Origin of the sequence: Algibacter marinivivus, assembly GCF_003143755.1 — a bacterium.
Classification (GTDB): Bacteria; Bacteroidota; Bacteroidia; order Flavobacteriales; family Flavobacteriaceae; genus Algibacter_B; species Algibacter_B marinivivus.
This window is the reverse complement of sequence record NZ_QFRI01000001.1, coordinates 1453953-1467069: the sequence shown is the minus strand read 5'-3', so window position 1 is coordinate 1467069 and position 13117 is coordinate 1453953. Positions and strand designations below refer to the sequence as shown.

The following is a 13117-nucleotide window of genomic DNA, read 5'->3' as shown; positions in this document are numbered from 1 at the left end:
GTTTTTCTTTGCAAGAAATCAATAATATTGAAATCAAAAAAACGCTTAAAATATTTTTATAGCTAGTAGGTAACTTGTCATAATAATTACTTCTATATTTCATATAACTTAAAGTTATGAGAGTATAATAAATTGTTAATTGACTAAAAATTCACTAATTATCAAAATACCAATTAAACAAATCGGTTCTAAGTCCAAAATTAAACCAAACCGTATTGCTTTTAAATGTAGAAGTTGTAGTAGCATCTGGGTTAAAATTTCTAACCGTTATATCTGTAAAGACTTTTAAATTGGATGCTGGATTAATTAAGTAGCCTGCTTGTAAGTTTCCGTTAAATGTTGTTGTCTTTATACCTTGCCCAACTTCAACACCTGTATCAAAAGGTCTCTCGTTATAGTTCCTATAAATATCTCCACCATAGCTAAAGTCATCAGAACTTGTATTAAAATCTAATCCACGTGTTCCAAAAATTAATTTAGCATCACCAAACCAGCGTTTGTAACGATAACGACCAATTATAATAGCTTCACTAAAATTAGCACCCCACAAATGAGCCATAGGTTGGTTATTGTGTGCATAATTCAGCACAATAGTATTATGAGAATACGTGTATGGGCGCACACGATTATATTCAAATTGTAGTAATAGATTATCAACCTTAAATGCGTTATAATATTTAATACCTAATTGATACCCAAATTTGTTTTTCCAGCTTTTCTCACCTGCTTTAACATCTCCAAGAGAAAATTCATCTAAGATAAACTGACTATAAATATTTACATTATCATTCCATTTGTATTTAGCCGAAGCTCCTAATAATGCATTACCTGCTCCTTGGCCCGTTTCAAACTCAATGGCTCTATAAAAAATAATTGGATTCAAGTAATTAACATCAAAACCTCTATCGTTAGAGTTTGTCCATAGTACCGATTCAAACAACCCAATATTCAATCGTTTTGAAGCATTCCAACTTAAATAATGATTTGCGATATATTTAGTTAAAAAGGCTTTATCTACTTCAACTTCATCTCTAACATCTTTTAACCACATCCAAGTATTGGTATATTTTATTTTCCAAAACTTAGTATTCAATTTTAAAAACGGATGCGGACTCGCAGCATCTGCTAACAATAAGGAGCGGTATCCGTCTCCAATAAAGTTTTTACCATGACCGAACTGAATATTTATAAACTTAGCAGGTGCAAACGATAAATAGGCCTCGGCTACAGGATAATCATAAGAATCTGTTTTAAATCGTTTTGCTATACCACGCCCAGGAATAATCGCAGGGTCTGGACCAAAAGCTTTTAAACTTTCTGCATAACGGTTTACATAATCTGCAAAACGCCCTTGGCTTTCAAAAACAGTAGCGTAGAAATTCAATTTACTTCCTAATCCACCTTGTATTAAAACACCTCTGGTATTGTTATACGTTGATCCGGAATCCAACTCAGAATCAGATCCAACTTGCAAATCTAAAATAGGGTCTACAGTAAACCAATAATCTTTTCCTTGGAGTTGTACCAAATGTTCGTTCCATAATTTCTTTTCACCCCAAGAGTCTGCTTCTTTTTTTAATCGGTCTTGTTCCGCTTGAAAATCAAAATATTTTGAAACCTCTTCATAGACAAATGGTTTTGATGCCGTATGGCTATTTGTGCCAATAAGGTTCATCTGTCTATCAAATCGCGCATAATCACTATGGGTAAATTGAATATTTAACTGACTTTGAAACGCTTTATTTTCAAAAACTTTTAATTCTTCATCAACTTTATCAAACTCACTTTTTGCTGCTGCTTCTAATTTTGAAACTTCTTGAGTTTTAGCTACATCTTGCGCTACCTTCGATTGATCTACTAAAGGAATTTTAATGGCTATAGAATATTGCTTAAATGTTTTCCTTCCGTTGTAAGTCGCTGGTTTTATTTTTGGAAACTCTGTAACAACACGTTTGGCCTCTTTTTTTAATTCATCATATAAAGCGTTAGTATAAACTACTTGAGACTGACCTGTAGTGTCTACTTCAAAAATAACGACAACTTCGCCCTCATAATTTTCTTTTGAAACTTGCTCTGGAACTTTAAAGTTTTTATAAATAGTACTATATACTTCTTTATTGAAACAAGCTTGTAAAGAATCAATGACTACACCTTCACAACTAGGAAAAACAGGTGGCTTTTCTGAAAATAAGGAATTTTGAGCATCAAGATTATATTGAACTAAAAGTAGGAGTAGTACAATGAATTGCTTCATGGTTAATGTTGAAAGTTAGTTTAGGCTTGAAAGATACTATATTTTTCGATTCTTGTTATAAATAAAAAGCGATAACTATCTATTCAAAACGGTCATATTTTAAGAACCTGAAATAAATTCAGGTCAAGAAAAAACCGCTATCATAACATGATAACGGTTTTTAAAGCATGAAATTATAATTTTAGTCCTTATTGAACTTGAAATACTATAGGTAAGTTGTAAATAACTCCAACGTTTGTATCTCTTTGCTTTCCTGGTGTCATTTCTGGAATAAAATTAATAACACGAACAGCTTCTTTTTCCAATTTTGGATGTGGTGCTCTGGTTTTAATATCAGTTACCTTTCCTGTTTTGTCGATAGTAAATTGTACATCTATTTTTTGCTTTCCAGTTAAGCCGTAATTAGATGCAATATCACTACCATCAAATTTTCGTTGAATCAGTTTGGTGATTTTCTCAGACATACATTTTTTTCTAGCATTATTATCCTTAGCTTTTTCACAACCTGGATAAATTGGTGCATTTTGAATAGAAATAAATGGAACGTTTTCAGGTTCTGTTGGTTCTTCTATAGGAGGAGTGAAATCATCGGGATCTAAAGTTGGAACATTAACTTTAGGTTCAATAAATTCTTTTTTAAAAAGGTCTTCTGGAGTATCATCAGGAACTTCTTTAAATATAGTTGGGTCTTTTACACGTCTTTGCTTAACAGGTTTTTCCAATGCAGGTGTCTTTTCTTTAATTACTGGAATATGAACAAACACTTCTTGATCAATTGGAGGTAACCCTTTGTAATTAGGAATAGTACTTTCAAACTTCATCTCTAGCAATCCAAATGCTGCTAGTAAACATACAATTAACCCTATTTGAAAATAAAGGGTTGAGTTTTTTTGTAAATTTGTTTCATGCTTTTGTGATTTTTTCACGATTTGCTCATTTTGCCGAATGAGTTCGTGAGAATTCTTTTGATTTCTCATAATAATTAGAATTTAAATGTTAATGTTATGATAAAGTCACAATAAGCATACCAAAACAAGAAATCCCGTTACAAATCTGTAACGGGGTTTTATTTATTTTAAAAAAACTTCTACTTTAATAATATCCATAAAAAAACCTCGAAGACATCTTCGAGGTTTTGTATATAATTTAAAGAATATATTCTTAATCTTGAACTTGAAAAATGATTGGTAAAGAATAAGGAACATTCACGGGTTTACCACGTTGCTTACCTGGTTTCATTTTTGGTAATAATCCAATAACTCTTTTTGCTTCTTTTTCTAATCCTGGGTGTGGTGCTCTAGCACGAATTCCAACTACATTTCCAGTTTTATCAATTTTAAAGATAACATTTATACGTTGTCTTCCAGATAAACCTAAATCTCCAGCTAACTCAGTATTAAACTTTCTATTTACAAATTGAGAAATCTTTTTAGACATACAATCTCTTTTTGCATTGTTGTTACCTTTTTCACAACCTGGAAAAATTGGTACATTTTCAATTACAGAAAATGGTACATCAATATCTTCTTCTACTTCTTCTACTTCTACTTCTTCAACCTCAACAATTTCTGTTTCTTGATCAACTTCTGTTGATTCAATAACAGTTTCCTCAACTTCTTCTTCATCTTCAACAACCTCAATAACTTCAGGTGCTGCTGGTGGAGGTGGTGGAGGTGGAGGTGTTTGAATTTGTTCTGTAATTGGGATTTCTTCATCATCCAATTCATCTAAATTCAATTGCCCTATGTCAATATCAGACTTGTCGTATGTTTTATAATTAATGGCATAGTTTGTTAAAAACAACATCAATGCTAATCCAATGGCGAAGTAAAGTGAACTATTACGTCCAACATTTGCTTTGGTATTTTTTTTAGGCTCCATAATTTAAATCGTTTATCAAGAATGCTAAAATAACTATTTATTTGTCAAAAAAACAAGTGTTTAAGAGTTTTTAACGTACAATTTATTCCAAAAACTCACTGTAATTGCTGCGATTAAAGCTCCCAGAGTATTAGCCAAAGCATCGTAAACATCTAAGGCTCTTGACTCTGTCAACGTATCTTGTAAAATTTCAATAATTATGCCAAATACTATTGCTAAAACAACGGCATATATAACTGACTTCTTTTTTTTAAAATTAAATGTATAAAAAAAAGCAAAATACCATAAAAACGTAAAAAGGCCATATGCTAAAAAATGAAATACTTTATCAGCAGATGATATTTGCACCTCTGGAAGGTCGTTTAACGTTATTAAACTAACCGTACCTAACGCAATAGAATAACCTAAAGCCGCTAAAAGCGTAACTTTTTTAAGCACCTATTAGTGTTTTGTAATCATCAGCAGACATTAATCCATCCACTTGAGATAAATCCGAACATTTAAGCTTTATCATCCAACCTGCATCGTAAGGATCAGAGTTTACAACCTCTGGCTCGTCTTCCAAAGCTTCATTAAACTCTATAATTTCACCAGATAATGGTAAGAATAAATCTGATACTGTTTTTACAGCTTCAACAGTTCCAAAAACTTCATCAGCGTCTAAAGTTTCGTCTAAAGTTTCAACCTCCACATAAACAATATCACCCAATTCACTTTGTGCAAAATCAGTAATTCCAATAGTAGCAATGTCGCCATCTATTTTAACCCACTCATGGTCTTTGGTATATTTTAATTCAGCCGGAATATTCATTTTATAAATTTAAATGTGTTAATGCAACAAATGTATTTATTCAAAATTACATTTCAAACTTCAAAGCAGTAATTAACAAGGTTAGAAGTAAATTTTATTTGGGCGTTACCACAAGGGTCGGGCTATTCGCTACAAGTCCTCGCACCTCCTTCGTCGGGCTATGGGCTATCCACTACTATCCCTAACGCGGGTAAATTTGCTAAATACAGTAATTATTACTTACAATAGGGTTTATAAATTTTAGTAACAACATATCATTAATTACCAAAATTATATCTAATAGTAAATCCAGACCTGATAGTAGTTTGTGGGAATGCTGTTGAAATAGCATAGTCTGAGAACGTATAATCAAAATAGAAAATACCTGTTAAGTTTTTACTAAACGCATAATCAGCAGAATATTTTAACCCCCAAATTGTTTGTCCAGATGTAATTTGATTGTTTTCTAAATCTAAATACCTAATAATAGTTTTATTATCTCTTACAGAAATATCTGCTTTCATATTTAAATCACTAACAATTCGCTTTTTAGGACCCGCTAATTTAGAACGAATACGTAAATCTTTAATTCTATATCCTAATCCAATAATATATTCATTTCCTTGTACTTCAGTCAACAAATTATTATCAAAACTTAATGATAACATTCTGTCTTTTTTAATTTCAGCTAAAATTCTAACAGAGTTTTTCATTTCCATATCTATCCTAACTAACGGACTAAATAACTCTGTTAAATTGATATTACTAAATAAACGCTCATTCTTTAAATTTCCAGATTGATCTAAAGCTTCTTGTGGTTGACTTACATAAGGAGTTCCTGGAATAGGCGCTTCATTATCGTCAGGATTCAGATTCAAATTTAAATTAGTATTAAATTGATTGATGGTATAAGCAGATCGGTATCCATGAGTTACAGAAAAACGCTTAAAACGTTTTTTAAACCAATTGAATTTCATAAAGCCTGTATACTTTAAATCCCAGTTTGGTATAGGAACATCTCTAAAAGCACTTGTTGTAATTTTATTTGCGTCTTGTCCAGAATAAGCAGCTAAAAATGCTGGCAATAATACTTTTTGATTGTTTTTACCAAAACCTTGAGGATACCCTTCAGCATCTCTTGTGTAAGTATTAGTACCATAGAAATTTTCGGCTAAACGCTCTGCTATTTTTAATCTATTAGATCTAAAATCATCAAAAGCTGGCGAGTTAATCTCATCACTTTTACCAAATGCTGTTTTAATTAAAATGGTAGAAATATTAAAGTTACCAAAAGTATTAGGCGTTAAAGGATTATATATTCCGTTATCTACTCTATAATTTTCAGTAAAATTCTGATAATAAGCCCTATTACCAACAATATCAATTTTTAAATCTCTAACAGGTTGCAAGCTTGCAGAAATATCAAGTTGCTTTGTATTTGTAGAAGTATATTGTTGATTAAACTCATCAAAGGTTGTTAGCCAACCTCGTCTTGCTGCAAGATCTCTAATATCTCTTTGGCTTCCAAAAGTAAAGCCAACAGTAGGCTTAAACGTTCCTATAAACCCGGGTGTATTTAAGTATCCTGGTAAAAATATACCATTGTTTTCAGAATAGTTTACTTGTATTCTTTTAATACTTGTTAAAATATCTACACCAGCATTTAATAGCTTTGTAAGCGATTGATTTTTTACCCTAGATGTTTGCTTTTTATCCTCATCAGGTTTTCCTCCAGGAGGTGCACCAGCAGTTGCACCTGCTCTTTTTCTAACTCTTTTAATAGGTTTTTTAACTAGCCCTATATACTTATAAAAACGCTTCATATCCAACGAAGTGTTAAGATTATGCACGTTTGAATTTTGTACTGTATTTCCTAAATCATAAGTCTGCCCGTTAACTTCTAAATTTCCGAATAAATCAGATCCTTTTTGCCACTGGAAACTTCCTGTATATTGGTAAGTGGCATCAATAAAGCTAAACGTTGGTATTTTGTTTAAAGGCAATTGGTATGTAACGCCTAAGGTTTGCGTTTGCCTGTTAGGATCTCCAACATCCATTAACCCATCCCATACGTCTAATTCTGAATCTTGCTCTCCTGCAATTAAATCGTTATCTACAAAATAATTACGTACAATATTATTATTTGCCGCCTGAAAGTTAAACTGTAAAGAGTTAGTTAAATTATAATTTATAGCATACTGAAAATCGAATGTATAATTTCTTCTAAATAATTCTTCAATACCAATATTAGAACCTGTTAAATCTACCTCTCTAAACTTTTGTCTGTTAAATTGTCTGTTAATATCTGTATTAACTGTAAAACTTGTAGGTAATAAATTGAAATTAAAATCTTTTAATATCTTCCAATATTTCCCTGTAAAAAGCGAGTCGTTTTTCTTGAAAGGCTCAATAGTAACTGGGTTAAAATTGTGTGCATAATTTGCTCCAACTCGTAATGTTTTATTAACGGAGTTTTCTATCTCAAAATCTCGATGTTCAACTTTATTATAAGAATAATTTAATGTGACATTCTCAACATCATAAAAACGGGGTTTCTTATCCGTTGTTCTGTTTTTTCTAACACCTATAAAATTGATGCTTTGTCGTTTTGTATAATCTTCAGATTGTTGCTTTATCTGTTCTCTTTCAGCATTACTTTCTGCTGCATCCAATCTGGAGTCTAAAGTTAAATCTTTATAAAACTGATCGTATTTAGGTGTAATAAGTTCTTCGCTTTGCGCATAATTAAATGGCACTTGAATACCCCATTTTTTTGGCAGTAACTGTCCTACGTTTATATTGGTAACAACATCATATTGTTTTACATCTTCTAAAGCACGTTGACTCGGACCTTGCTCTAGCGATCCAAAGCCTGAAGTACTTTGTCTTCCTGTAGCGCTTATATTTGCAAAATCTGCAAAATTAGTATCCATACTTACTACAGCCGCCCAACCACCTTCGTTATCTAAATCTGATAATCGTAATTCATTAAACCATACTTCAGCACATAAATCATTATCATTGGATACATTTTTAACACCAACCATAAGTGTTCTAACATCACCAAAATTTGGATTTCCTTTTATTCCAACACGATGCTGTCCTACAACATAACCTCCAAATGGATCAGCAACTGCTACAATTTCATTATTTATTACATCGAAAAATGTTGGGTCTTCATTACTCAATGTCATATCTGAAATCCCTTGTGCTTTAACTTTCCCTAAGATTTCAATTGGTATATTAATTTCGTTTGCTGTTGGCCATAAACCTTCTCTTGAAGTAGATGTAGAAACTTGCAGTGGAAGCTCTATTTGATAATAGTTCTCAGTAAGATCATTACCCATTCTAATAAACCCTACTAAATCATCACTAGCTAAATTCCCTGTACCGTTTTCACCATCTTCAGCATGCATAAACATTCTCATACGCTTATATTGACGCATATCAATATTTATGTTTTTAAACACAGCTCTTGAATCTTCAGTTTCTAAATTACAGGCTTTTACAACTAAAGATTGTTCATTTTGACGAACAACCGTATTGTTATTAAACAACTGTTCTGGCTCAATTCCAGGAGGCCTTTGGTAACTTCCTTCGTTTTCAAGCGTCCCTATTACACCAACAGAAAAATCAGTTTGAGGATCATCTGGTGTTGGGTCATTTTTATCTAAAGCCAAAGTATATCTTCTCCAATCGCTTCTTACTAAATCTAGCGTACCAAAACGGAACACGGTAGCTTCTTGAAAATCTTTTAGATAGATTCTTGTAAACCTTACTGAACGTAAATCGTTAATTCCTCCAACCGCTTTAACATGACTTCCTTGAACTGGAATTCTAAACTGATACCATCTTACATTTCTTGAATCTCCATTTGGAAAAGAACGTGGTTGGTCTTTAAAATCTCTTAAAAATTGTTTTAACGGATTTGAATCAGGAAGGTTTTCAAAATCAGCCTGTGATTGTGGTAAATTAGCTCTTGTAAGATCTAATTCATATTCAAAATAACTATCAATCGTATTCATAGTATTATCACGATTAATATCCTCTACATCAGGTTGTGTGTTAGCGCCTCTATCTGTATTAGTAAATGTATCAGGAGTATTACCTTCCACACCATTGTATTTTTTGTAACGTTCAAAAATATCTCCTTCAGCATTTAAAAAATAAGTGTAATTATCTTTTGCTGGATCATCTCCAAATTGATTACCAAAAACGTCTATTTCATTTGCATCATTATAACCATCATAGCCTACATCTTGATTATCTCTCTCAGCACCTGTAGTATCAAAAGCATAAATTAAAGATTGGTTTTGTGGTACAATGGTTCCCCAACTAGTAGGTTGCTGTCTCAATATAGTAACATCTCCATCAGCAGGTAATCCGTTCTCATAAAGTTTTTTACCATCCTTAATAATATCTTCTGAAATATTACCTAAATTAAAAACTAACTTACCTCCTGGGTTAGTTGGGTTATCTTGAAACGGATCTTGTAACCAAAAATCAATATACTCTACATTTTGCTGTTCAAAATCTGTTGATGTAATCTGTCTCGTTATACCTGCCCAACTATCAATAGGGTTGTCTAGCTCATCATCTTCTGAACCAGGTTCAAAATTATAAGGCCCTCTTTCTTCTGGATAATATGCTAAATCTAGTGTGAATAAAACAGAGTTTTGGCCTTGAACTAAATCTCGTTCAGGAAACAACTCATTAATAAATACACGACTGGTATAAAGATTAGAAACATCGTCATCAGATATTTCACCAGGACGTTGTACACTATAAAAAATAGGATCAATAGTATACCAATTTAACATGGCTCTTCCATAACCATTTTGAATTCCAGCATCATCTTCTGGTTCATCAGGATTACCATTTCCATTAATATCTAAAGGTCTACTTGATAAAAACCAAGATTGTTGTGATGTTAAATCGATGCCGTTTTGTGAGCCTTCAAAATCATCAATATATGATGTAGCTTCACCATTTAAGTCTGTACCTTTTGGAGCACCAGGAGCTAAATATGCAAATTCACCACGTAACGATAAATTAGATTCTACATCTGTATCAATGTTTGGTAATTTATTTACCAGTCTTGTTAAAAAAGGCACTTTGGTTGAATAGTTTCCGTTTAGACCAAAAATAGTATTGTTTATAGACTCTGAACCAAAGTTTGCTTTTTGAGTAATTGGACGTTCATTAAGATTTAATAATGTTGCCCCTAAAACAAAATTCTCATTGAATTTATGTTCTATATTCAAACCTGTAAAACGTCTAGTTTGTTGTCCAAATACTGCATTGTTTTCAGTAGAAACTTGAATTGGTGTATTTGATGCTTTTAAAGATTCATCTAGAATTTGAACACGTCCTAATTGATAATTTACGGTATAGTCAATACCTTCAACTAATACACGACCTCCAGCGGTAACTCTTACAGAACCACGTGGCACATTAAATGCTCCTATTGGAATACCGTCACCGCCTCCAGAAGATTTATAACGCCCTTTTAATTTGAATTTATTCTTTTCAACCTCATCAAGAGCAGCTGTTTTTGTGCTTTTATAAAGTATATCGTAAACATATTTTTGCTGATCCTCATTATATAATGAATTATCATCATCATAATTTCCTCCACCTAATACATTAAATAAATACTCACCAAATGGTTCTGCACTGGTAAATACTATTTTGCCATTTTGTGGTATTACAGTAATTCCAGGAACATAATCAAAAAAACCATCTCCTCTGGATTGTGGATCATTATTAAAATTCAATTTATCTAAATTAAAAACCCTTAATAAAGGTGAATTTTCAATTAAGTCATCACTGGGTGTACTTCCTGTAACTGGATTTCCATTAATATCTAGAGGGAAATTAGCACCAACCGGTGAAATGAAGTTTAATGGAGATGCTTCGTTATAAAAAATGTTTAATGTAAAATCATCCTGACTCAGGTTAAAAGCACCCGTGTCGTAAATGTTTTTCATCATCAAATCCCAAATAGGCTGATTCACATTAGTAATACTACTTTTTAACATTTTAAGAACTAAAGCTGTATTAACTACTGAAGTTACTTGACCTTGTGCATTTGTATCAACATCAGTAGCATCAACACCATCATTGGCGAATTCACCAACCTGATAAACTTGACCGCCAACGGTATATTGAAATGCAACCGCCAGAACTTCATCATTATTTAATCTTTGGTTTAATGAGATATAACCTAACTCTGTATTTAAAGCATATTCTTGACCGTTGATTAATTTTCTTGCGTTTTCAAGTTTAGCATAATCACTTCCTTCATTTACATCAGCATTTAAAACACCAAAACCTTGATCTGCAGTAGAAACATCTCGTATTGGCTCTGTTAAAACCGATTGTGAAGTTCCAATAGCTATTGGATTAAAACCATTATTTTCATTATCAGGAAAAGCACCTGGTCCAGAAAACACAGGAACAGAAGAAAACACTTTATCACTCTCACCTATATCTTGTAGTGCAACAATGTTCCTAACATTATCAGTTCTATTACTTCTATTGGTTACCCAAACTTCCAGTCGTGTAATTTGCAATCCTTTATTGTTGATGAAAGGATAATTTGCTAACGCATTATCATATTCATCTCTAAAATATTGTGCTAAAAAGAAGTGCCTGTTTTCATCATATTCTCTAATAAAAAATTCAAACTCTTCAAGCGTACCACCACCTTGTGCAACAACTGTATTGGCTTGCGATTTTTGTTCTGAAAATACTCCTGTAACAGTTGTTCTACCAAATTGCAGTTGCGCTTTTACACCAAATAAACTTTGTGCTCCGGTAATTAATGAGCTATTTAATGGCATATTTACGTTACCAACTTCTATTTTTTGAATAATATCATCTTCTGTTGGCGTATATTCTAGTTTAATGAGTTGTTGAAAATCGAAAGTAGATTGTGTATCGTAATTGGCTGTAACTTGAAGCCTTGTCCCAACTTTTCCTAATAAACTTAAACTGATTCTTTGGTCAAAATCAAAAGTAAAATTGCTTCTATTTCTTGGAGAAAAAGACGGGTTATCCTGTTTTGAAAACAAAACACCTAAATCCATTTCAACAGATCCTGTTGGTGTTACTTCAATGGTATTGCTTCCAAAAATACTTTCAAAAAATCCTGAGTTCACATAAAATTCTGGGAGCAAATTTTTTCGTTCATCTTCACTTCCATCTTTTTTTCCATCAAAAGCATCAATCTTTTCTTTGTAATAATTTCTTAAATTTTCTTTTGCTACAAGAGCATAATACTCTTTTGGCGTTAAAATTATAGGGTAATTGATGTTAAACGATCCTATTTTTTCAGTATAAATATACCTATCTGTTAAGGGATCGTAAGTGTATTTAGATTCTACACTGTTTGGATTTGGTATTTTAATTTTTCCTAAACTAAATCCTGTTTTAGTAGAATCTTGAGTAGGTTGTTGAGACCAAGCAACTAACGAACAGCATAATAGAAATACTATTAGGAGAGATTGTTTAGTTAGCTTTTTTAGTTTATTGTTAGTTTGGTTCAAAATATATTATAAATTTTTTAGGGCTTGTTTTATGATAGTTTCAACATCAGCATCAGGTTCAGTTATCATAATTTTGTCCACAACTCGTTCTGCCTGTTTTTTAGCAAAACCAAGCACTTCTAAAGCAGATAACGCTTCATCTTTGTTGGTATTGCCTTTTGAAACAGAAACTTCATCAATATCGTAAATTTTTAAAATTTTGTCTTTTAAATCTAAAATAACACGTTGTGCCGTTTTTGCTCCAATACCTTTGACAGATTGAATTAACGGTACATCACCACTTGCTATACCTTCTCTAATTTGTTTGGGAGTTAAAGAAGATAACATGGTTCTAGCAATACTAGCTCCAATGCCACTTACAGAGATTAGTAATCTGAATATTTCCCGTTCTGCTAAAGATGAAAAACCATATAACGTATGAGAGTCTTCTTTTACTTGGAGGTGTGTAAACAACTTTAAATTTTCGCCCTCAGGGATTTTCGAATAGGTATGCAAAGATATGTTTAGCATATACCCTACACCATTACAATCAATTACAACGTGAGTTGGATTTTTTTCGGTAAGTTTTCCTTGAATATGCGTTATCATTTAGAGCAATTCGTTTAACAACCAAATGTAATAAAATTATTCACATTACATTTA

General features: G+C 32.2%; 7 protein-coding genes. All 7 read right to left on the bottom strand.

The genetic code is table 11. The features are described from left to right. Positions 1–154: 154 nt before the first annotated feature. The 7 genes from DIS18_RS06650 to ruvA all read right to left on the bottom strand — a co-directional run bounded on the left by DIS18_RS06650 (position 155) and on the right by ruvA (position 13063). Complete coding sequence (locus DIS18_RS06650; protein WP_109352215.1) at positions 155–2254, bottom strand: energy transducer TonB; 2100 nt, start codon at positions 2252–2254, stop codon at positions 155–157. 188 nt (positions 2255–2442) lie between these two features. Further along, positions 2443–3180 carry an energy transducer TonB gene (locus DIS18_RS06645; protein ID WP_181363993.1) on the bottom strand — a complete coding sequence of 246 codons (738 nt, stop codon included), beginning with the start codon at positions 3178–3180 and terminating at the stop codon, positions 2443–2445. A gap of 235 nt (positions 3181–3415) precedes the next feature. Beyond that, positions 3416–4135, bottom strand: coding sequence for an energy transducer TonB (locus tag DIS18_RS06640; RefSeq protein WP_109352213.1), 720 nt, complete (start codon positions 4133–4135; stop codon positions 3416–3418). A gap of 60 nt (positions 4136–4195) precedes the next feature. Next, on the bottom strand, positions 4196–4573 hold the full coding sequence (locus DIS18_RS06635; RefSeq protein WP_109352212.1) for a VanZ family protein: 378 nt from the start codon (positions 4571–4573) through the stop codon (positions 4196–4198). After that, a complete protein-coding gene (gene gcvH, locus DIS18_RS06630) occupies positions 4566–4946 on the bottom strand; it encodes a glycine cleavage system protein GcvH (RefSeq protein ID WP_109352211.1) in 381 nt (126 codons plus the stop codon). Before gcvH ends, DIS18_RS06635 begins: the two co-directional genes overlap by 8 nt. Before the next feature lie 257 nt (positions 4947–5203). After that, positions 5204–12475 (bottom strand): T9SS outer membrane translocon Sov/SprA, encoded by a 7272-nt coding sequence (gene sov / locus DIS18_RS06625; protein ID WP_109352210.1) that lies wholly within the window; start codon positions 12473–12475, stop codon positions 5204–5206. A 6-nt stretch (positions 12476–12481) separates the two neighbouring features. Beyond that, positions 12482–13063, bottom strand: a complete 582-nt coding sequence (gene ruvA, locus DIS18_RS06620) for a Holliday junction branch migration protein RuvA (protein WP_109352209.1) — start codon at positions 13061–13063, stop codon at positions 12482–12484. Positions 13064–13117 lie beyond the last annotated feature (54 nt).